Raw genomic sequence first — 20,250 nt, 5'->3', positions numbered from 1 at the left:
TAACAGGTGTCGGTGAATCGCTGGGGCACGCGGCATTCGGCCGCCCTGTAAACGGGGGCACATCGCGCCGTCACGCGCGCGCCTCGCGCCTCACTTGCCGGCGTTCGCCGATACCTTGGCCGAGCCCTTCGCCGGCGCCTTCAGCTGCGCGAACAGCGCCGCGCACGGCACGTCCTTGTTGTTGCTCGGCGCGATCAGCGGGATCAGCGCGGCCAGCGGATTGATCAGGCCGAGGCCGACCATCGCGCCGGCGCGCAGCGCGAGCGCGCCCGCATCGACGCCGACGTCCGGATTCTTGAAGGTACCCTTCACGTACAGCGGCGAGCGCAGCGAGAACACCCGGAAGCCCTTGGTGTGCGGGTGGACCTTCAGGTTCATCGATTCGTCGCGCAGGCTGATCGGCCCGTCGACGTTGATCAGCGCGTCGTCGGTGTCGAGCGCGAACACCTTCGTGTCGAGCACGCCGTTGGTCGCCTGGAAGTCGACCGCCGCGCAGTTGATCTTCACGTCGCGGTTGCCGAACATCTTCTCGTAGACGACGTTCGCGACATTCAGGCCCGCCGCTTCCATCAGCAGGCGGCTGATCCGCCCGTCCGTCACGAGCGCCTTCACTTCGCCGTTCGCGGTCGCGGCGAGCGCGGCCGGCGAGTTGCCGGTCGCCGACAGCGACGCGTCGCCGTTGATCTCGCCGAGCGCGGACTGCATCACCTGCTGCGTCGCGAACAACTGCCTGAGCTTCAGGTGCCGCGCGGCGACCGTGAAGCGGCCCTTGAGCGGCGCGGCGCTGCCGTCGAGGCGCGCGGTGGTCGCGAGCGAGCCGCCCGCGACGCCGAACTTCAGCGGCTCGAGCGACAGCACGCCGTCCTGCAGCACGATGTGCGTGTACAGGTCGGTGATCGGCAGGTCCGCGCTCTTGACCAGCTTGCGGCCGGTGAACTTGACGTCCGCGTCGAGCGCGCGCCAGCGGTCGGTGCGGAAGGTCTCGACCGGCAGCACGCGGCCCGGCGGCTGGCGCGTCGTGTCGCCGCGCTGCGCCTTGCTCGCGGCGGTATCCGCGCCGATCACCGGCGCGAGATCGGCGAAGCGCAGCAGGTTCGACACCAGTTCGCCCGACAGCAGCGGACGCGGCGCGCGCTGCGCATACGCGAGCGTGCCGCTCAGGTCGCTGCCGCCAACCCGGCCGTTGAAATTCTCGTAGCGGAACGTGCTCGCGTGCGGCTTGAAGTTGCCGATCAGCCGCCCTTCGGTCGCATACGGCGGCGTGTCGGGCAGCGTGATGCCGGTCAGCGCGTACAGGTGCGACATCGTCGTGCCCTGCAGCCACAGCCGCAGGTCGAGCGCGGCGAGCGCGCGCGGGTCGGTCAGCGTGCCGACGATCGCGAGCCGCGTATCGCCCGCCTTCACGTCGGCCTGCAGCGGGAACGGCCGCGCGGCGTCCGCGAGCGCAAGCACGCCGCCGAGCTTGCCGGTGCCGGTGATCGGCACGTTCTTGTAGCGGCCGTCGACCTTCACGCCGAATGCGTACGCGGGGCCGGCCGGCTTCGCGGCGGATGTTGCCGCGGCGGCCACGGCGGCGCTCGCGCCGGACGGCGACGCCGTCGCGGCGGAAGCGGCCTGCGATGCAGACGAAGCGGACGCGCCCGACGCCGCCTCCGCATTCGCCTTCGCGCTGAGCTGCGCGGCGCCGTGCTTGCCGACGCGCTGCGCCGACGCCGCCCGCGACGTTTCCTCCTGCTGCTTCATCACGTCGCCGAGCGGAATCGGCTGGCCGAGCGTATCGATCGCGATCGTCAGGTCGGCCTTCGTGATGGCGTCGCGATACGTGACCGTGCCCTTCGCGAAGCCGAAGCTGTCGAGCCGCACCTTCCACGGCGACGGCTGGTTCGACTGCCTGAACTGGAACGTCCACGTATTGCGGCCGTCGGCGAGCCGTTCGAGATCCACCGCGGGATTGACGACGTCGATCGACGGAATGACGATTTCATGCGCGAGCAGCGGCAGGATCGCGAGATCGAAGTGCGCGGCGTCGAGCGTGACGAACTTCGGCGCCTTCGCCCAGTCGGGGTTGCCGATTTCGATTTGCGTGGCGGAGAGGCTCGGCCACGGCACCCATGCGCGCCAGCCGGTTTCGCCGTCGGGGCGGCGCCAGCCGACCTTGAGGTCGCCGTTGATCGCGAACGGGCGGCCGAGCGCCGCGCTCACCTGTTCGTTGACCCACGGTTTCACATGGTTCCAGTCGAACGTGAAGAGAAAGATACCGGCCGCCGCGATCACGACCGCGACGAAGCCGACGATCCATGCAGCCGATTTGCCGATGGCTCGAGTAAGCGTCATGGCGGTTCCGTTGTTGTTCTCGATGCATGTCGCGCCATGCCGGGCCGCTTGCGTGTTGCGTGGACGAACGGCGCACGACACCCGCGCGAGCTTTTCGCTGGGTATTATGACGCACGCTTGCGCGCCGCTTCGGCGCCATTAACGCTTTTTTTCATTTGTGACATGACAGCTACCACCGGCCTCATCGACGCGCGGGGTGTGACCCGGCGGGACGCCAGAAGCGGCAAGGTTCTGCTCGCCCCCACCGATTTCAGCCTGCCCGCGGGTGCGCGCGTTGCGATCACCGGGCCTTCGGGGTCGGGAAAAAGCGTGCTGCTGCGCGCGCTCGCGCTGCTCGACCCGCTCGACGGCGGCCGCGTGCTGTGGCGCGGCAAGCCGATCCGCCGCAGCGCGATTCCGCGCTACCGGCGCAGCGTCGCGTATCTGCGCCAGCGTCCCGCGCAGACGGACGGCACGGTCGAATCGCAACTGCGCTATCCGTACTCGCTCGCGGTCTACCGCGACTTGCGGTTCGATCGCGCGCGCGCCGAGCAACTGGCCGCGCGCGCGGGCCGTGGCGCCGACTTCCTCGACAAGCGCGCGAGCGAGCTGTCGGGCGGCGAAGCGCAGATCGCGGCGCTGCTGCGCGTGTTGCAGCTCGATCCCGACGTGCTGCTGCTCGACGAACCGACCTCCGCGCTCGACCCCGATTCGACGCGCGCGATCGAAGCGCTCGTCGGCGCATGGTTCGACGCGGCGCCCGATGCGCGCGCATCGATGTGGATCTCGCACGATCCGGCGCAGGCGGCGCGGATCGGCACCTCGCGGATGACGATGCAGGCCGGCGTGCTGAGCACCGCGCCCGCCGTGGAGATCACACGATGAACGGTGTGCTGCAGGATCTCAGCCTCGTCGACGTCGGCATCGCGGCGGCGCTCGTCGCGGTCAACGGCGCGATCTCGGCCGCGCTGTCGCTCGGGCTCGGCCGCACGCTCGCGCTCGCGGCGGTGCGCACCGTCGTGCAGTTGCTCGCGATCGGCTACGTGCTCGGCTGGGTGTTCGGCCACGCGCACTGGTACGTCGTGCTGCCGCTCACCGCGCTGATGACGCTGATCGCCGGCTTCGCGGGCGCCGGACGCGGCAAGCGCACCTATCGCGGGCAGCGCGCCGACAGCATCGTGTCGATCTGGTTCAGCAGCTGGTTCGTCGCGGCGATCGGCCTGTTCGTCGTGATCCGCATCCATCCGTGGTATGCGCCGCAGTATGCGATCCCGATCCTCGGCATGATCCTCGGCAACACGCTGACCGGCGTGTCGCTCGGCGTCGAGCGGATGACCGAGGAACTCACCGCGCGGCGCGACCGCGTCGAGACCGCGCTCGCGCTCGGCGCGACGCGCTGGGAAGCGGCGCAGGACGCGGCGCGCCAGGCCGTGCGCGCCGGCATGCTGCCGACGCTCAACCAGATGACCGTGGTCGGCGTCGTCAGCCTGCCGGGCATGATGACCGGCCAGGTGCTGGCCGGCCAGTCGCCGCTGCAGGCGGTGCGCTACCAGATCGTGATCATGTTCCTGATCGCCGCGGCGTCGGCGCTCGGCACGGTCGGCGCCGTGCTGCTCACCTATCGCAGGCTGTTCTCCGCCGATCACCGCTTCCTGGCCGCGCGGCTCGAAGAGCGCGCGCATTGACGCCCGGCGCGGCCGCCCGGCGCGCCGCGGTCAACGCGCGGCGCGGCGCTTGCCGATCGCCTGCCGCAGCGCAGCCGTCACGTTCGCGTCGGGCGCAAGCCCGTCGACCGACGCGACGAGCCGCACCGCGCGTGCCGTCGTCACATACGCCTGCGCGCCGACATAGCCGCCGCTGCCGGCCGAGCGCGTCGTCACGACGAGCGCCTGCGGCACCCGCGCGCCGAGATCGGCCGTGAACGCGTCGGCAACGGTGCCGTCGCGCGCATGCAGCACGCCCGTCACGTAGTCGTCCGTATCGAAGCCGGGTGCCGCGTGCGCGGTCGAATACACGCGCACCGCATAACTGCCGGTCGAGCACGGTTCGAGCGCGCCGCTCGACACGACGGCCGTCTGCTGCCGCGAGGGCAGGTCGACCTTCTTCACGAAGCTGCAATCGTCGGCCGCCTGCGCGTGCGCGGCAACGAGCGCTGCGGCGGACAACAACGCGCGCATGCGGTTTTTCATCAGGATTCCGTTGGGGACTTGGGAAAGGTGCCGGAAAGGATAGCGTGACGTCGGCATGACGTCACGCAAGCGGCTGCACGCCGCCGGATGTGGACGAGCAGCGGCTGCGACGCCGCCGCCGGCGCACGCCGACGGCCGGCATCATGAGGGCGAGGCAAGCGCCGCTAGCGCTTGATCGACACCGACACCTTCGTGCCGTCGCTCATCGTGACGGTTTTCGAGCCGCCGTTGGACGAGATCGTCAGCCACTTCACCTGGCTCACCGACACGACGTTCGGGCATTGCAGCGGCTTGCCGCCTGCCGTCACGCTGCGCGTGCCTTTCGGCGCGGCCGCCTGGAAGCTCATCTGCACGTTCGCCATCCCCTTCGCGTCGATCGACGGCGCGAGCCGGACCTGCGTCTGCCGGACCATCGCGCCGTTCGCGTCGCGCGGCAGGTTGTCGGCGTTCGGACAGCCGTCCGGCATCGCCACCGCACCGTCGGGCGGCACCGACTTCCAGTTGAAGTCGTCCGTCTCGCCGGAGCGGATCTTGCGCGTCTCCTGTGCACTGCCGAAGGTTTTCGAATCGACCTTGACGGTGTATTCGAGCTGCCCCGTGCCGCCGCCCTTCAGGCTGCCCTTGACCGGCGGCGCCGCGTGCACGCTCGCGCTGACGCACGCTGCCGCGACGAACACGGCCGACCACGATGCGGCGACCGACAAGCTGCGTTGGCTCATGCTGACCTCCTTGTCATGCGGCGGCGCTCGCGCGCCCCGCGCAGTTTTTTCGATGCATGACGCGTTGCCAGTCTACCGCCAAGCGGGCCGCCATGCGCCGCGATCGCATCGGGTGTTACCCCGCTTGCGCTCGACGCGCGGCGCATGCCGTGCGCGTTCAGAAGCCGCCCAGCACCAGCTTGCCGATCGCCCGCCCCGCTTCGAGCAGCCGGTGCGCGTGCCGCACGTTGGCCGCGTTGATCGCGCCGAGGTGCTCGCCGAGCGTCGTGCGCAGCACGCCGCCGTCGACGAGCCGCGCGACTTCGGTCAGCAGCTTGTGCTGCTCGATCATGTCCGGCGTCTCGAACATCGCGCGCGTGAACATGAACTCCCAGTGAAACGCGGCGCTCTTCGCCTTCAGCAGCTCGACGGGCACGGGCTTCTCGTTCTCGACGATCGTGCAGATGCCGCCCTGCGGCCGGATCACTTCCGCCGCCGCCGGGAAATGGCGGTCGGTGTCGTTGAAGATCAGCACGTAGTCGACCTGCGCATGGCCCGCGTCGCGCAGCTGCGCCGGCAGATCGCCGAAGTGGTCGACCACCTGGTCGGCGCCGAGCGTGCGCACCCACTGCGCCGATGCCGGCCGCGATGCGGTCGCGATCACGTGCAGCTTGCCGAGCGTCTTCGCGAGCTGGATCGCGATCGAGCCGACGCCGCCCGCGCCGCCAACGATCAGCACCGACTTGCCGGCATCCGCGCCCTGCGGCGACACGCGCAGCCGGTCGAACAGCGCTTCCCACGCGGTCAGCGCGGTGAGCGGCAGCGCGGCGGCGGCCGCGAAATCAAGCGTGCGCGGCTTCAGCGCGACGATGCGCTCGTCGACCGCGTGATACTCGCTGTTCGCGCCCGGCCGCGTGATGCTGCCCGCGTAGAACACCTCGTCGCCGGGCCGGAACAGCGTGACGTCGGCGCCCACCGCGACGACCGTGCCGGCCGCGTCCCAGCCGAGCACGCGCGGCGCGTCCTCGACCTGCGGCTTCGGCGCGCGCACCTTGGTATCGACCGGGTTCACGGAAATCGCCTCGACCTTGACCAGCAGGTCGCGCGGGCCCGGCACGGGCTGCGGCAGTTCGACGTCGAGCAATGCGTGCGGATCGTCGATCGGCAGGTAACGGGTCAATCCAATGGCTTTCATCGTTCGGCTCCTTGCAGGGTTCGGGCGGGCCGCGGCGGCAGCCCTGGGACACCGCATCGTAGGCCGCCCGATCTTTCGAGAAAACCGCTATATTTCCTGAAACATTTTCCTGATTTTCCGAAGAATGCCTTCCGTCCCCTTCGCTCCGGTTCCCGGCCCCGACAAACCGCTCGACCTGCTCGACGTCGGCCTGTTCGTGCGCGCCGCGCTGCTGGCCAACGTGACGGCCGCCGGCCGCGAATTCGGCGTGTCCGCGGCGGTCGCGAGCGCCCGCATCGCGCAGCTCGAGCGCCAGCTCGGCGCGCGCCTGCTGCACCGCACCACGCGCCGCATCAGCCTCACGCAGGACGGCGAGATCTTCATGGCGCGCGCCGAGGCGCTGCTGACGGCCGCCGACGCCGCGCGCGCGTCGGTCGGCCATGGCCGCACCGAGCCGTACGGACGGCTCAAGGTGTCGATGTCGTCGTCGTTCGGCCGGCAGCACGTCGCGCCGGTGATTCCGGCCTTCCTGCGCCGCTATCCGTCGGTGTCGCTCGACCTGCGGCTGTCGGACGAAATCGTCGATCTGGTCGACGAGGGCTTCGACGTCGCGATCCGCCTCGGCGCGCTGAAGGATTCGACGCTGGTCGCGCGCAAGCTCGCCGCGAACCGCCGCGTCGTGTGCTGCTCGCCCGCCTATCTCGCCGAACATGGCGCGCCGCGCCATCCCGCAGACCTCTCTCAGCACGAATGCGTGATCCTCGGCGACCAGCGCGACTGGTCGTTCGTGACGCCGCAGGGGCCGCTGACCGTGCGCGTCGGCGGCCGCCTCGTCGCGAGCAACGGCGAGGCGATCCGCGAGGCGCTCGCGGACGGCTTCGGGATCGCGATCAAGTCGACCTGGGATGTCGCGCCCCATCTGGCGAGCGGCGCGCTCGTCAGCGTGCTCGACGATTACCCGCTCGCCGACGAAGTCGCGATCTGGGCCGTCTATCCGAGCCGCGCGCACGTGCCGCTGAAGACGCTCGCGTTCATCGCGTTCCTCGCCGAGCATTTCGGCGACCCGCCGTATTGGGACCAGCGCGGGGAGCGGCGCGGCGCGGCATAGCACGCGGGCCGGCCGTCGCCCGGCGGATGCCGATCCGGTCTCCGCCGGATACCAACCGGCTACAATGTCGCGTTCGCGCCGCTGCCGGCCGCCCACGCATTCCGTTTGCATTCCAACCAATCCGCCATGACCCAGAATCTCGTCATCCAGAGCCTCGCGCCGCTGTCGGACGCGCATTACAAACCGCTGCTCGGACTCGCGCGCGGCGCCCGCGTCGTGCCGATCGATGCGCACGCGCTGCGCATCGAGGATGCCAACCCGGCGCAGCGGCCCGACATCGACGCGTACTGCGGCACGCATGCGCTCGACTTCGCGTTCGTCGACGCGGGCCGCACGCTCGGCGATTTCGGGCTCGTCGTGATGGACATGGATTCGACGCTGATCACGATCGAGTGCATCGACGAGATCGCCGATTTCTGCGGGCTGAAGGCCGAAGTCGCGGCGATCACCGAGGCGTCGATGCGCGGCGAGATTCGCGATTTCAACGAAAGTCTGACGCGCCGCGTCGCGCTGCTCGCCGGCCTCGACGCGCAGGCGCTCGAACGCGTGTACGAGGAACGGCTGCGGCTGTCGCCGGGCGCGGAATCGATGCTCGCCGGCGCGAAGGCGGCCGGCCTCAAGACGCTGCTCGTGTCGGGCGGCTTCACGTTCTTCACCGAGCGCCTGAAGGCGCGCCTCGGCCTCGATTTCGCGCACGCGAACACGCTCGAGATCGTCGACGGCAAGCTGACCGGGAAAGTGCTCGGCGAGATCGTCAACGCCGACGTGAAGGCGCGCCTGCTGCGCGATACGTGCGCGGCGCTCGGCATCGCGCCGAGCCGCGCGATCGCGATGGGCGACGGCTCGAACGACCTGAAGATGATGGCGGAGGCCGGCCTGTCGGTGGCGTTCCACGCGAAGCCGGTGGTGCGCGAAGCCGCGACGGTCGCGTTCGATCACGTCGGCCTCGACGGCCTGCTGCGCCTGTTCTGAAACGACAACGCCTGCGCGCCCCAAGGTCGCGCAGGCGTTTCGCACGCGTATTGCTTGCCCGGGCGCCGCTCAGCCGAGCGTTGCGTGCAGCGCGCGCTCGATGTCCGCGCGCAGGTCGGCTTCATCCTCGAGGCCGACGTAGAACCGCACCAGCGTGCCGCGATGCGGCCATTCCGGGCGCATCGACGCAACGTCGTACGGCATTGCGAGACTGCACGCGCCGCCCCAGCTCCAGCCGATTGCAAACAATTCCAGCGCCTCGACGAAGCGGTCGACCTGCTCCGCGCTGTAGCGTTCGTCGAAGATCACCGAGAACAGGCCGCCCGCCCCCGTGAAATCGCGCACGAACGACGCGTGGCCCGGGCAATCGGGCAGTTGCGGATGCAGCACGGCCGCGATTTCCGGCCGCGCCTTCAGCCAGTGCGCGAGCGCGAGCGCGCTCCTGCTGTGCACGTCGAAACGCGCCTGCATGCTCGGCAGGCTGCGCAGCACCAGCGAGCAGTCGTCGACCGACACGCCGATCCCGCAGCGCATCCGCGCGAGCTTCAGGTGCGCATGCAGCGCCGGATCGGCCGTGATCGTCGCGCCCATCAGCAGGTCGCTGCCGCCAGACTGATACTTGGTGAGCGCCTGCACCGAGATGTCGACGCCGTGCTCGAACGGCTTGAACGCGAGCCCGGCCGAATAGGTGTTGTCGATCGCGGTCACGACGCCGCGCTGCTTTGCGACCGCCGTGATCGCCTGCACGTCGGGCACTTCCATCGTCACCGAGCCGGGCGCCTCGATCCAGATCAGGCGCGTGTTCGGCTGGATCAGGTCGGCGATGCCGGCGCCGACGAGCGGATCGTAGAAGCGCGCGGTGATGCCGAAATCCTTCGCGAGCCAGTTGCCGAAATCGGCGTTCGGGCCGTAGACGTTGTGCGGGATCAGCACGTCGTCGCCCGCCTTCACGAAGCCGAAGTAGACGTTCATGATCGACGCGAGGCCCGACGGCTGCAGCAGCGCGTGCGCGCCGCCCTCGATCTCGGCAAGCCGCTGCGCAAGCGCGAGCGACGTCGGCGTCGCATGCAGCCCGTAGCGCCACTGACCGTCCTGACGCCAGTCGATACTGCGCATCGTCGCGAGATCGGGAAACACGACCGTCGAGGCGCGCGAAACCGGCGGCACGAACGAGCGGAAGCCTTCCGGAATGACGTCGTCGGGTTGAACGATGCGGGTTTGCAGGCCGCGCTTGTGAGTGGATGCAGTCATGACAAAAGGCAGGAAAAACAGCTGAACGGTTGCAGGATGAAGCGCCTAGCTTAGCCAAAACCGGCACGCTTGGCACGGTACAATGCGCGCCGCGCGCACCGAGCCAGCGCGGCCGCTCAGTCGCCGGCGCGCAGGTTGACGACGCCGCCCACCGTCTCGATTTCCTGAACGCGGCCGTCGCGCACCTGCAGCGCCGTGCGCGCGCCACGAGCGGGCCGCAGCACGATCGGCTGCGGATCCGATTCGTCCGAGTTCATCCGGTCGGCCTTGAGGCCGCCCGACGCGTCGAAGCGGCCGATCCACACGCCCGTGATGTTGGTGCCGTCGTTCGATTCCTCGACCTCGAGCGTGTCGCCGTCGCGGTCGCCGGCCAGCAGGATCACCTCGCCGGTGTCCGCGAACTGGTACTCGCCGTGCACACCCGCTTCGTCCTCCTTCGGACCGAGATGCACGACGATCGGCCGGCCGCCGAGCGTGCCTTCATAGCGCGGCAGGCGGGCGAATTCGGGGTTCGGCCTGAGCGGCCGCGCGGGCGCGCTGTCGTCCTGCTGCGCGTCCGGCGCGACGACCTGCGCCGCATACGCGCCTTGCGTCGCCGCCCCCGCCGCCAGCGCCCATGCGACGACCAACGCCCGTTGCCATCCAGAATATCGACCCACCAACGTGTACTCCCTGTTTCAGATTCGCTCGAAAATCGCGGCGATGCCCTGCCCGCCGCCGATGCACATCGTCACGAGCGCGTAACGGCCGCCGATGCGCTGCAGCTCGTACAGCGCCTTGACCGTGATCAGCGCGCCCGTCGCGCCGATCGGGTGGCCGAGCGAAATGCCCGACCCGTTCGGATTCACCTTCGCCGGGTCGAGACCCAGCTCCTTCGTCGCCGCGCAGGCCTGCGCGGCGAATGCCTCGTTCGCCTCGATCACGTCGAGATCGGCCACCGTCAGCCCCGCGCGCTCGAGCGCCTTGCGCGTGGCCGGCACCGGGCCGATCCCCATGTAGGCCGGATCGACGCCCGCGTGCGCATACGCGACGAGGCGCGCGAGCGGCTTCGCGCCGCGCTGCTCGGCCGTGCGGCGCTCCATCAGCAGCACCGCCGCCGCCGCGTCGTTGATGCCCGACGCGTTGCCGGCCGTCACCGTGCCGTTTTCCTTGACGAACACCGGGCGCAGCTTCGTGAAATCGTCGGCGCTCGCGTCGTCGCGCACGTGCTCGTCGCGAGCGAACAGCACCGGCGTGCCCTTCTTCGAGCCGATCAGCTCGACCGGCAGGATCTGATCCTTGAAGTAGCCGGCCTGCGCCGCATGCGACGCGCGGCGATGCGATTCGAGCGCCAGCGCGTCCTGCGCGTCGCGCGAGATGCCGTACTTCGCCGCCACGTTCTCGGCCGTCACGCCCATGTGGATCGTCTGGAACGGATCGTTCAGCGCGCCGACCATCATGTCGACCGCCCGCATGTCGCCCATCCGCTGGCCGAACCGCGCGGCCGGCATCGAGTACGGCGCGCGGCTCATGTTTTCCGCGCCGCCGGCGATCGCGATGTCCGCGTCGCCGAGCAGCACGCCCTGCGCGGCCGACACGATCGCCTGCAGGCCCGACCCGCACAGCCGGTTGACGGTGAGCGCGGGCGCATGCTGCGCGACGCCGCCGTCGATCGCCGCGACGCGCGCAAGGTACATGTCCTTCGGCTCGGTGTGCACGACGTTGCCGAACACCACGTGGCCGACCTCGTCGCCCGATACCTGCGCGCGCTGCAACACTTCCCGCACGACCTTCGCGCCGAGCTCGGTCGGCGGAAAGTCCTTCAGGCTGCCGCCGAAATCGCCGATCGCGGTCCGCACCCCGCTCACCACCACCACTTCGCGCTGCATGTTGCCTCCTCATCCTCGTTCGGAATGGACACATGGTGTGGCCTGGCCGACGTGCGGCATCCGCGGGTCAGCCCTGCATGAATCGCTCCACGGCATCGCGGTGCGGGATCGGCGCGACCGCGCCGTAGCCCGTCGTCGACAGCGCCGCCGCCGCGTTCGCGTAGCGCGCCGCCGCGAACGGATCGTCGCCGGCGACGATCCGCGCGACGAACGCGCCGCCGAAGCAGTCGCCCGCGCCCGTCGCATCGATCGCCTCGACCACGAAACCCGGCACCACGCGCCGCTCGTGCGGCGTCGCGACGTACGCGCCTTCCTTGCCGAGCTTCAGCGCGACGACCTGCGGACCGAGCTCGAGCATCGCGTCGACGATCGCATCGCGATCATCCGCGCCCGTGAGCGCGGTGACGTCGTCCCAGCTCGGCAGGCAGATGTCCGTCTGGCGCAGCGCTTCGCGCATCACCGCGCGGGCGCGCGGCAGCGGCCACAGCTTCAGGCGCAGGTTCGTGTCGAAGCTGATCTTCGCGCCCTGCTTGCGCGCGTGGTCGATCGCCGCGAACGCGGCATCGCACGCGGCCGTGCCGATCGCAAGGCTGATGCCCGACAGATGCACCGCCTTCGCGGCAGCCAGCGCATCGAGCGGCAGGTCACCCGGCGCGTAGCGGCTCGCCGCCGACCCCGCGCGCAGGTAGTCGAACTGGTGGCCGTTCGGGCCGTGCGTGACGAAGTAGACGCCGGTCGGCGCCGAGCCGTCGATGCGCACATACGTGGTGTCGACGCCTTCGGTGCGCCACAGGCCGTTCAGCAGCCGGCCGAAATGATCGTCGCCGACCGCCGACACGAAGCCGGCCGACGCGCCCTGGCGCGCGGCCGCGATGCAGAAGTTCGACGTGTCGCCGCCGAAGCCCTGCAGGAATTCGGGGCGCCCCGGCAGGGACTGGTTGAATTCGATCATCGCCTCGCCGAGCGCGAGGATGTCGGGAAACGGCGCGGCCATCGCTTACACCTCGCCCCACAGGTCGTGACCGTCCGCGCCCGTGATCTTCACGGAGACGAAATCGCCGACCTTGTAGCGCTTCGACGCCTTCTGCGCGGGCTCGACGTAGACGACGCCGTCGATTTCGGGTGCATCGGCGGCCGTGCGGCCGATGCCGCCTTCGTCGCTCACTTCGTCGATCAGCACCTTGAGCGTCTTGCCGACCTTGCGCTCGATGCGCTTCGCCGACACTTCCTCGGCGACTTCCATGAAGCGCGCGCGGCGCGCCTCGCGGACTTCGTCGGGCAGCGCGCCGTCGAGCTCGTTCGCGGTTGCGCCTTCGACCGGCGAATACGCGAAGCAGCCGACGCGGTCGAGTTCCGCTTCGCGGATGAAGTCGAGCAGCGTCTCGAACTGTTCTTCCGTCTCGCCGGGGAAGCCGGCGATGAACGTGCTGCGGATCGTCAGGTCCGGGCAGATCTCGCGCCACTTCTGCACGCGCTCGAGCACCTTCTCGGCATTCGCCGGGCGCTTCATGCGCTTCAGCACTTCGGGGTGCGCGTGCTGGAACGGCACGTCGAGATACGGCAGCACGTGGCCCTTGAACGGGCCTTCGGCCATCAGCGGGATGACTTCGTCGACGCTCGGATACGGATACACGTAGTGCAGGCGCACCCATGCGCCGTACTGCGCCGCGAGCTCGCCGAGCGCGGCGACCAGGTCGGTCATGCGCGTCTTGATCGGCTTGCCGTTCCAAAAGCCCGTGCGGTACTTGACGTCGACGCCGTACGCGCTCGTGTCCTGCGAGATCACGAGCAGTTCCTTCACGCCCGACTTGAACAGGTTTTCCGCCTCGAGCATCACCTCGGCGACCGGGCGCGACACGAGGTCGCCGCGCATCGACGGGATGATGCAGAACGTGCAGCGGTGGTTACAGCCTTCGGAAATCTTCAGGTATGCGTAGTGGCGCGGCGTGAGCTTGATGCCGGCCGCGGGCACGAGATCGACGAACGGATCGTGCGGCTTCGGCAGGTGCGAATGGACGGCCTGCATCACCTCGCCGACCGCGTGCGGGCCGGTGACGGCGAGCACCTTCGGATGCACTTCCTCGATCAGGCCGGAGCCGCTTGCGCTTTTCTTCGCGCCGAGGCAGCCGGTGACGATCACCTTGCCGTTCTCGGTCAGCGCCTCGCCGATCGCGTCGAGGCTCTCCTGCACGGCTTCGTCGATGAAGCCGCAGGTGTTGACGACGACGAGGTCGGCGCCGTCGTAGGTGCCGGAGATTTCATAGCCTTCGGCGCGCAGCTGGGTGATGATTTGTTCGGAGTCGACGAGGGCTTTCGGGCAACCAAGCGAAACGAACCCTACTTTGGGGGATTGGGACATCTGGAATGTTGGGGCGTGGCGGCAAAAACGAGAGTTTACAGCCATTTAGGGTTCGGCGAGGCAAAACTAGCGGGCGGCGGCGAGGGGGCAGTGGCGAGGGGGTGGCGGCTCGGATATACCGCCGGATGGGTGGTCGAGTACGAAATGGCGATTGATGCAGCCCTTTCACTACGGGGAGGATTGTCGGCCTGCCGCCCGCGACATGTCGGGCAAAGCGCTCCCGGCATGTCTCTGCGCGCCATAGAAGACTCCGAGGCGCCTGCGGGCTCCGTTTTGATCGCCCAGCACTTGAACCGCCTTTGTCGCGCCGAACCGCTGCCGGCTCAAGCCCCGCTTGCCCTGATCGCAATCGACGGCTCACGGCCGTTCATGATCCAAGCGCACTGGAAACCCTTGATCATCACCGTATGAAGAATTCCCGAACCTGATGGTATCGTGGCTCGAAGCACGCGCCGGACGACGGCCATTCGTCGCCGCGTGCGACCGGCGATACATCACGCGCGCCTCCCAAACCCGAAATCCATCGAACGTTCGACCCAACCCCTCTCACCCGCCCTGCAACCATCGCCATGAAAAAACTTGTCAACCGCCCGTCCGACGTCGTGCGCGAAATGCTCGAAGGCATCGCGCGGCAGTCGCCGCATCTCGCGATCCTCGGCGACGAGCACGTGCTCGTCCGCAAGGCGCTGCCCGAACCGTCGCAGCGTGCGGTCGCAGTCCTCTCCGGCGGCGGCAGCGGCCACGAGCCCGCGCACGGCGGCTACGTCGGCGACGGGATGCTGAGCGCGGCCGTCTGCGGCGAAGTGTTCACATCGCCGTCCACCGACGCCGTGCTGGCCGCGATCCGCGCGACCGCCGGCCCGAACGGCGCGCTGCTCGTCGTCAAGAACTACACGGGCGACCGGCTCAACTTCGGCCTCGCCGCCGAGCTCGCACGCGCGGAAGGCATTCCGGTCGAGACGGTCATCGTCGCCGACGACGTATCGCTGCGCGATCGCGTCGAGCGCGGGCAGCGACGCGGGATCGCAGGCACCGTCCTGATCCACAAGCTCGCCGGCGCGGCCGCCGCGCTCGGGCTGCCGCTCGCCCGCGTCGCCGCGATCGCGCGCGAGGCTGCGGCCGATCTCGGCACGATGGGCGTCGCGCTCGACGGCTGCACGATTCCGGGCGCCGAGAAGTCGGGCTTCAACCTCGCCGACGACGAGATCGAGCTCGGCCTCGGCATCCATGGCGAAAAAGGTGTCGAACGCAAGACGCCGCAGCCGGCCGACGCGCTGGTCGACACGCTGCTGTCGAGCATCGTCGCCGATCTCGTCCTCGACGCCGGCGAACGGGTCGCCCTGTTCGTCAACGGTCTCGGCGCCACGCCCGACATGGAGCTGGCGATCGTGCTGCGCGCCGCGTACGACAACCTGAGCCGGCGCGGCATCGCCGTCGAACGCGCGTGGGCCGGCACGTTCCTGTCGGCGCTCGACATGCCCGGCTGCTCGATTTCCGTACTGCGACTGAACGACGAGCGCGAAAAGCTGCTCGATGCGCCGACGCAGGCGCGCGCGTGGCCGGGCGGCGGCGCCGTCAACCCGCAGATCCGGGTGGCCGCCGCGGAAACACGCGATGCGCCGCCGGCACCGCTCGACGCCAGCGGCCGCGCATGGGCCGCGCGCCTGCAGCCGGCGCTGCACGCAGTCGCGCGCGCGCTGATCGACCACGAAGCCACGTTGACGGAACTCGATGCGGCGGCCGGCGACGGCGATCTCGGCGCGAGCATGCATCGGGCCGCGCAGGCGATCCTCGCGTTGCCCGAAGCCGCGTACGGCACGCCGGCGGGCGCGCTCGCGGCGCTGGGCGCCGCGTTGCGGCGCGCGATCGCGGGCAGTTCGGGGCCGTTCTATGCGACCGCGCTGCTGCGTGCGTCGCGCCGGCTTGCCGACATCGCCGAGCCGTCGACACGCGAGTGGGCCGCGGCATTCCGCGGCGCGGTGGAATCGATCGGCGAGCTGGGCGGTGCGCGCGCCGGCGACCGGACGATGCTCGATGCGCTCATGCCGGCCGTCGACGCGTTCGACCGTGCGCTCGATGACGATCGGGACGGCGCTGCCGCATGGGCGGCGGCCGTCGAAGCAGCCGAACGCGGCGCGCAGGAAACGACACGCATGACGCCGCGCGCGGGACGCGCGAGCTATCTGGGGGAACGCGCCATCGGCACACCCGACGGGGGCGCAGTCGCGGTCGCGTACTGGTTGCGAGCGTTGCAGCCGCACGTGCGGTGAGCCGCGACGCAGGCGGGCTCATCGCCCGCTTTGACGTATGGTGCGCGCGGAGACGAGACTCGTCTTGTGCGCCTGGTCCCAGCTTGCCGCCGAGCCGCACAAGGCCGAGCCGAAGCGTCACGTAAACGCACTGTGGCTCGTGAACAAGGCCAGGTCGGACAGCTCCGCGCGCACCGGCGCATTTTCCAGCGCTACGCCTAGACGCCGGCATCGCACAGCCGTGGCCGGATGCCCCTTGCCTGCGCTACACGCAGTAGCGCCCAAGTTCCTCCCGTCGACCTCCCCCTTGGGGCGCGCCCGTCTTTGCACGTGCGCGCACAGCGCGCTCCTCTTCCCCCTACCATCGACTGCCAACCCAACACTCCCGCGCGCTACTAGAAATCCCCGATAGCAAATAAAAACCAGAAAATAAATTCAAAAAAATACAAATATCACGCCACAACGCGAATTCATCAATTTGAATCGCCAATAAATTTATTTTATTGGCACCACCCAACTCGACCTCCTAGCCTTTATTGTGCTCTGCAATACACAATTGACCAGAATAGTTTAAAACACTCGATAATCCACAAAAATCATTTCCAAATCCGCCACCCCTATTCAACATCCAATTAATCGACCATATATTCCAGATCGATCAGACGTCGGCACCCTATTCAGCCAGGCAGCACTGAACCGTGCATCATCCGCATCACAACCCAAGCAATCCACTCATTCATCAAGGAAAGACCATGAGAAAACTCGCGACCATCGTCGTTTCGGTCATGATGCTTGCTGCATCCTCGTACGCCTCTGCGGAATCGCTTTGCAAGGCAGGCAAGATCGACAAGATCGAAACCGATACGAGCGGCAACCTGCTCGTCACCATCAGCGACGGCATTTACTCATTCAGCGCCAAGGAAGTTTTTCCGATCATCTATTCCGCATATTCCGAAAATAGAAACCTCTTTATTTACGGAAACAACTGCGCGAACGGATCGGCGGCAAGCCGCTTCGCGATTCGATAAGCCGGCCGGAAATCCGGCCATCGGCATCTTTTACAATCAGCGCTTTATCTGATATTCGGCCGACCGGAATTTGCCGGTCGGCCCTGTCTGTTTTAAATTGCACTGATGCACCGCAGCATTACAATGCCCGTGCGCATGCGAACGATGCCGCCGCGCGGACGATTCTTCCGCGACACGGCTCATTGCCGTCCCGCACGATGCCGGCGCAGCGCCTTGCGCGTCCGCACCGGAATGCCGCTTATTTCTTCTCCGGCTCCGACGAGCCCGGCTGCTTGAACGGGAACGAGCTGAACATCGATTTCGCCTGATTCTGCATCTGCTCCTGCATCTGCACGAACATGTTCTTCGATTGCTCGATATAGCTCGTCATCATCCCCTGCATCATCGGCGCCTGCATGTTCATGAACTGCGACCAGATCTCCGGATTCATCGCATTGTTCTCGTACAGGTTCTTCGACTGGTCGGCGAGCTTGTTCTGGATGTCGATGAACGCCTGGATGTTCTTCTCCAGGTAGGTGCCCATCATGCCCTGCATCGCATGCCCGTAGAAGCGGATGATCTGCGACAGCATCGACGACGAGAACATCGGCACGCCGCCGCTTTCCTCTTCGAGAATGATCTGCAGAAGGATGCTGCGCGTCAGGTCTTCGCTCGATTTCGCATCGACGACCTTGAAGTCCTCCTGGTCCAGCACGAGCTGCTTCACATCGGTCAGCGTGATGTATGTGCTTGTCTCGGTATCGTAGAGCCGGCGGTTCGGATACTTCTTGATGAGCCGTTCGGCCGTTTTCTTTGTAGTAGTCATGTAACGCCTTTAAGTGCCAGCGTAGCGCAGTGACAAATCCCCGCCGCCCGAAAGTCGGGTTGCGGGGCCCCTTGGGAAACGCCGAACCGCGCGGCCGCCCGGCCCGCGCGGTTCGCGGTCTCAGCCCATGTGCAGGCCGCCGTTCAGCGAGAAGTCTGCGCCCGTCGCGAAACCCGAATCGTTCGACGCGAGCCACGCGACGATCGAGCCGATCTCCTCGGGCGCGCCGAGACGGCGCACCGGAATCGTCGCGACGATCTTCTCGAGCACGTCAGGGCGGATCGCCTTGACCATGTCGGTGCCGATGTAGCCCGGCGACACGGTGTTGACCGTCACGCCCTTCGTCGCGACTTCCTGTGCGAGCGCCATCGTGAAGCCGTGGATGCCGGCCTTCGCGGTCGAATAGTTGGTCTGGCCGAACTGGCCCTTCTGGCCGTTCACCGACGAGATGTTGATGATCCGGCCCCAGCCGCGCTCGACCATCCCGTCGATCACCTGTTTCGTCACGTTGAACAGGCTCGTCAGGTTGGTGTCGATGACGGCCGTCCAGTCCTCGTGCGTCATCTTGCGGAACACGACGTCGCGCGTGATGCCCGCGTTGTTGACCAGCACGTCGATCTCGCCGACCTCGGCCTTGACCTTGTCGAACGCTTCCTTGGTCGAGTCCCAGTCGCCGACGTTGCCTTCCGATGCGATGAAGTCGAACCCGAGCGCCTTCTGGTCCTCGAGCCACTTCACGCGGCGCGGCGAGTTCGGGCCGCAGCCCGCGACCACCGTGAAGCCGTCCTTCACCAGGCGCTGGCAAATGCTGGTGCCGATGCCGCCCATACCGCCCGTTACGTAAGCAATTCGCTGAGACATAAATCTCACTCCATTTTCTTGGTTTCGAGAGTTGCCGAGCGGCGCCCTCTGACTACACGCGGCGCCTGCGCGGCATACTGCCCGGCAGGCGCCGAGAGACGATTACGGACGCTCGACCGCGAGCGCGACGCCCATCCCGCCGCCGATGCACAGCGACGCCAGCCCGCGCTTCGCATCGCGCTTGACCATCTCGTGCAGCAGCGTCACCAGGATCCGGCAGCCCGACGCCCCGATCGGATGACCGATCGCGATCGCTCCGCCGTTCACGTTCACCTTCGACGTGTCCCAGCCCATCTGCTTGTGCACCGCCAGCGCCTGCGCCGCGAACGCCTCGTTGATCTCCATCAGGTCCAGGTCGCCCGGCGTCCAGCCCGCGCGCTCCAGGCACCGCCGCGACGCCGGCACCGGGCCCATCCCCATCACGCTCGGATCCACGCCCGCGTTCGCGTACGCCTTGATCCGCGCGAGCGGCTTCAGGCCCAGCGCTTCCGCCTTCTTCGCCGACATCACCAGCACCGCCGCCGCGCCGTCGTTGATCCCCGACGCGTTCGCCGCCGTCACCGTGCCGTCCTTCGCGAACGCCGGCTTCAGCCCCGCCAGCGACTCCGCCGTCACGCCGTGGCGCACGAACTCGTCCGTCGCGAACTGCAGCGGCTCGCCCTTGCGCTGCGGAATCGCCACCGGCACGATCTCGTCGTCGAAGCGCCCGGCCTTCTGCGCCGCTTCCGCCTTGTTCTGCGACAGCGCCGCGAACGCATCCTGCTCTTCGCGCGTGATCCCGTATTCCTTCGCGACGTTCTCCGCCGTGATGCCCATGTGGTACTGGTTGTATACGTCCCACAGGCCGTCGACGATCATCGTGTCGACCAGCTTCGCATCGCCCATCCGGAACCCGTCGCGCGAGCCCGGCAGCACGTGCGGCGCCGCGCTCATGTTCTCCTGGCCGCCCGCGATCACGATGTCCGCGTCGCCGGCAATGATCGCGTTCGCCGCCAGCATCACCGCCTTCAGGCCCGAGCCGCACACCTTGTTGATCGTCATCCCCGGCACCGCGCTCGGCAGCCCCGCCTTGATCAGCGACTGGCGCGCCGGGTTCTGGCCCGAGCCCGCCGCCAGCACCTGGCCCAGGATCACTTCGCTGATCTGCTCCGGCTTCACGCCGCCGCGCTCCAGCACCGCGCGGATCACCGTTGCGCCCAGCTCCGGCGCCGCGATCTTCGCGAGAGCGCCGCCGAATTTGCCGACCGCGGTCCGCGCGGCCGATACGATCACTACGTCCGTCATTTCCCTTTCCTCCGGGCCGGCGCGACACGGCGCATCGCTCCCCGCCCTGTTAAAAATACTGCGGCGCTCCAGACAGCGTGCGCCGCTGTCA

General features: G+C 68.2%; 19 protein-coding genes. 7 read left to right on the top strand and 12 right to left on the bottom strand.

The features are described from left to right. Nucleotides 1-90: 90 nt before the first annotated feature. Nucleotides 91-2,334 (bottom strand): AsmA family protein, encoded by a 2,244-nt coding sequence (locus ABFO07_RS09900; protein ID WP_347467043.1) that lies wholly within the window; start codon nucleotides 2,332-2,334, stop codon nucleotides 91-93. Between the two features lie 162 nt (nucleotides 2,335-2,496). On the opposite strand from ABFO07_RS09900, the gene ABFO07_RS09895 reads away from it, so the two are divergent. Further along, entirely contained in the window at nucleotides 2,497-3,198 is a 702-nt protein-coding gene (locus ABFO07_RS09895) for an ABC transporter ATP-binding protein (RefSeq protein WP_347467041.1), read from the top strand. Continuing rightward, nucleotides 3,195-3,998, top strand: a complete 804-nt coding sequence (locus ABFO07_RS09890) for an ABC transporter permease (protein ID WP_347467039.1) — start codon at nucleotides 3,195-3,197, stop codon at nucleotides 3,996-3,998. The genes ABFO07_RS09895 and ABFO07_RS09890 overlap by 4 nt, the downstream gene beginning before the upstream one ends. Nucleotides 3,999-4,028: 30 nt before the next feature. On the opposite strand, the gene ABFO07_RS09885 is transcribed toward ABFO07_RS09890, so the two are convergent. The 3 genes from ABFO07_RS09885 to ABFO07_RS09875 form a co-directional block, all read right to left on the bottom strand. Next, nucleotides 4,029-4,502 carry a PliI family lysozyme inhibitor of I-type lysozyme gene (locus ABFO07_RS09885; RefSeq protein WP_060150089.1) on the bottom strand — a complete coding sequence of 158 codons (474 nt, stop codon included), beginning with the start codon at nucleotides 4,500-4,502 and terminating at the stop codon, nucleotides 4,029-4,031. Between the two features lie 164 nt (nucleotides 4,503-4,666). Further along, nucleotides 4,667-5,221, bottom strand: coding sequence for a DUF6013 family protein (locus ABFO07_RS09880; RefSeq protein WP_059561986.1), 555 nt, complete (start codon nucleotides 5,219-5,221; stop codon nucleotides 4,667-4,669). Nucleotides 5,222-5,378: 157 nt separating this feature from the next. Then, nucleotides 5,379-6,395, bottom strand: a complete 1,017-nt coding sequence (locus tag ABFO07_RS09875) for a zinc-binding alcohol dehydrogenase family protein (RefSeq protein WP_347467036.1) — start codon at nucleotides 6,393-6,395, stop codon at nucleotides 5,379-5,381. A 124-nt stretch (nucleotides 6,396-6,519) separates the two neighbouring features. Between ABFO07_RS09875 and ABFO07_RS09870 the strand changes: the two genes are divergently transcribed. Further along, on the top strand, nucleotides 6,520-7,482 hold the full coding sequence (locus tag ABFO07_RS09870) for a LysR family transcriptional regulator (protein ID WP_060150088.1): 963 nt from the start codon (nucleotides 6,520-6,522) through the stop codon (nucleotides 7,480-7,482). Between the two features lie 126 nt (nucleotides 7,483-7,608). Next, complete coding sequence (serB, locus tag ABFO07_RS09865; RefSeq protein WP_059890641.1) at nucleotides 7,609-8,454, top strand: phosphoserine phosphatase SerB; 846 nt, start codon at nucleotides 7,609-7,611, stop codon at nucleotides 8,452-8,454. Between the two features lie 69 nt (nucleotides 8,455-8,523). Here serB and ABFO07_RS09860 read toward each other — a convergent pair whose 3' ends face one another. From ABFO07_RS09860 to rimO, 5 genes are all read right to left on the bottom strand, one after another. After that, nucleotides 8,524-9,705 carry a cystathionine beta-lyase gene (locus ABFO07_RS09860; RefSeq protein ID WP_059561998.1) on the bottom strand — a complete coding sequence of 394 codons (1,182 nt, stop codon included), beginning with the start codon at nucleotides 9,703-9,705 and terminating at the stop codon, nucleotides 8,524-8,526. Nucleotides 9,706-9,821: 116 nt separating this feature from the next. Continuing rightward, nucleotides 9,822-10,364 (bottom strand): hypothetical protein, encoded by a 543-nt coding sequence (locus ABFO07_RS09855; RefSeq protein WP_059562001.1) that lies wholly within the window; start codon nucleotides 10,362-10,364, stop codon nucleotides 9,822-9,824. Nucleotides 10,365-10,382: 18 nt separating this feature from the next. Then, nucleotides 10,383-11,573 (bottom strand): beta-ketothiolase BktB, encoded by a 1,191-nt coding sequence (gene bktB, locus ABFO07_RS09850; protein WP_347467033.1) that lies wholly within the window; start codon nucleotides 11,571-11,573, stop codon nucleotides 10,383-10,385. 67 nt (nucleotides 11,574-11,640) lie between these two features. Then, nucleotides 11,641-12,567 (bottom strand): sugar kinase, encoded by a 927-nt coding sequence (locus tag ABFO07_RS09845; protein WP_347467031.1) that lies wholly within the window; start codon nucleotides 12,565-12,567, stop codon nucleotides 11,641-11,643. Nucleotides 12,568-12,570: 3 nt separating this feature from the next. Next, the gene (gene rimO / locus ABFO07_RS09840; protein WP_059881765.1) at nucleotides 12,571-13,932 is read right to left on the bottom strand and encodes a 30S ribosomal protein S12 methylthiotransferase RimO; all 1,362 of its coding nucleotides are present in this window, start codon (nucleotides 13,930-13,932) and stop codon (nucleotides 12,571-12,573) included. A gap of 129 nt (nucleotides 13,933-14,061) precedes the next feature. On the opposite strand from rimO, the gene ABFO07_RS09835 reads away from it, so the two are divergent. The 3 genes from ABFO07_RS09835 to ABFO07_RS09825 all read left to right on the top strand — a co-directional run bounded on the left by ABFO07_RS09835 (nucleotide 14,062) and on the right by ABFO07_RS09825 (nucleotide 17,209). Beyond that, a complete protein-coding gene (locus tag ABFO07_RS09835; RefSeq protein ID WP_347467029.1) occupies nucleotides 14,062-14,343 on the top strand; it encodes a hypothetical protein in 282 nt (93 codons plus the stop codon). A gap of 158 nt (nucleotides 14,344-14,501) precedes the next feature. Beyond that, entirely contained in the window at nucleotides 14,502-16,202 is a 1,701-nt protein-coding gene (locus ABFO07_RS09830) for a dihydroxyacetone kinase family protein (protein WP_347467027.1), read from the top strand. A gap of 731 nt (nucleotides 16,203-16,933) precedes the next feature. After that, complete coding sequence (locus tag ABFO07_RS09825) at nucleotides 16,934-17,209, top strand: hypothetical protein (protein ID WP_059880843.1); 276 nt, start codon at nucleotides 16,934-16,936, stop codon at nucleotides 17,207-17,209. Nucleotides 17,210-17,447: 238 nt separating this feature from the next. Here ABFO07_RS09825 and phaR read toward each other — a convergent pair whose 3' ends face one another. The 3 genes from phaR to ABFO07_RS09810 form a co-directional block, all read right to left on the bottom strand. Next, entirely contained in the window at nucleotides 17,448-18,014 is a 567-nt protein-coding gene (phaR, locus tag ABFO07_RS09820) for a polyhydroxyalkanoate synthesis repressor PhaR (protein ID WP_059562023.1), read from the bottom strand. A gap of 120 nt (nucleotides 18,015-18,134) precedes the next feature. Next, nucleotides 18,135-18,875 carry a 3-ketoacyl-ACP reductase gene (locus ABFO07_RS09815; RefSeq protein WP_059562026.1) on the bottom strand — a complete coding sequence of 247 codons (741 nt, stop codon included), beginning with the start codon at nucleotides 18,873-18,875 and terminating at the stop codon, nucleotides 18,135-18,137. Nucleotides 18,876-18,977: 102 nt separating this feature from the next. Next, a complete protein-coding gene (locus ABFO07_RS09810; protein WP_069236537.1) occupies nucleotides 18,978-20,159 on the bottom strand; it encodes an acetyl-CoA C-acetyltransferase in 1,182 nt (393 codons plus the stop codon). Nucleotides 20,160-20,250: the final 91 nt, after the last annotated feature.

The organism is Burkholderia stagnalis, from assembly GCF_039848545.1.
Taxonomy (GTDB): Bacteria; Pseudomonadota; Gammaproteobacteria; order Burkholderiales; family Burkholderiaceae; genus Burkholderia; species Burkholderia stagnalis.
This window is presented reverse-complemented; position numbering and strand designations above follow the sequence as displayed.

Bases quoted from the DNA above. Each gene is read 5' to 3' on its own strand.
- ABFO07_RS09900 (WP_347467043.1), bottom strand. From the start codon at position 2,334: ATGACGCTTACTCGAGCCATCGGCAAATCGGCTGCATGGATCGTCGGC.
- ABFO07_RS09895 (WP_347467041.1), top strand. From the start codon at position 2,497: ATGACAGCTACCACCGGCCTCATCGACGCGCGGGGTGTGACCCGGCGG.
- ABFO07_RS09890 (WP_347467039.1), top strand. From the start codon at position 3,195: ATGAACGGTGTGCTGCAGGATCTCAGCCTCGTCGACGTCGGCATCGCG.
- ABFO07_RS09885 (WP_060150089.1), bottom strand. From the start codon at position 4,502: ATGAAAAACCGCATGCGCGCGTTGTTGTCCGCCGCAGCGCTCGTTGCC.
- ABFO07_RS09880 (WP_059561986.1), bottom strand. From the start codon at position 5,221: ATGAGCCAACGCAGCTTGTCGGTCGCCGCATCGTGGTCGGCCGTGTTC.
- ABFO07_RS09875 (WP_347467036.1), bottom strand. From the start codon at position 6,395: ATGAAAGCCATTGGATTGACCCGTTACCTGCCGATCGACGATCCGCAC.
- ABFO07_RS09870 (WP_060150088.1), top strand. From the start codon at position 6,520: ATGCCTTCCGTCCCCTTCGCTCCGGTTCCCGGCCCCGACAAACCGCTC.
- serB (WP_059890641.1), top strand. From the start codon at position 7,609: ATGACCCAGAATCTCGTCATCCAGAGCCTCGCGCCGCTGTCGGACGCG.
- ABFO07_RS09860 (WP_059561998.1), bottom strand. From the start codon at position 9,705: ATGACTGCATCCACTCACAAGCGCGGCCTGCAAACCCGCATCGTTCAA.
- bktB (WP_347467033.1), bottom strand. From the start codon at position 11,573: ATGCAGCGCGAAGTGGTGGTGGTGAGCGGGGTGCGGACCGCGATCGGC.
- ABFO07_RS09845 (WP_347467031.1), bottom strand. From the start codon at position 12,567: ATGGCCGCGCCGTTTCCCGACATCCTCGCGCTCGGCGAGGCGATGATC.
- rimO (WP_059881765.1), bottom strand. From the start codon at position 13,932: ATGTCCCAATCCCCCAAAGTAGGGTTCGTTTCGCTTGGTTGCCCGAAA.
- ABFO07_RS09830 (WP_347467027.1), top strand. From the start codon at position 14,502: ATGAAAAAACTTGTCAACCGCCCGTCCGACGTCGTGCGCGAAATGCTC.
- ABFO07_RS09825 (WP_059880843.1), top strand. From the start codon at position 16,934: ATGAGAAAACTCGCGACCATCGTCGTTTCGGTCATGATGCTTGCTGCA.
- phaR (WP_059562023.1), bottom strand. From the start codon at position 18,014: ATGACTACTACAAAGAAAACGGCCGAACGGCTCATCAAGAAGTATCCG.
- ABFO07_RS09815 (WP_059562026.1), bottom strand. From the start codon at position 18,875: ATGTCTCAGCGAATTGCTTACGTAACGGGCGGTATGGGCGGCATCGGC.
- ABFO07_RS09810 (WP_069236537.1), bottom strand. From the start codon at position 20,159: ATGACGGACGTAGTGATCGTATCGGCCGCGCGGACCGCGGTCGGCAAA.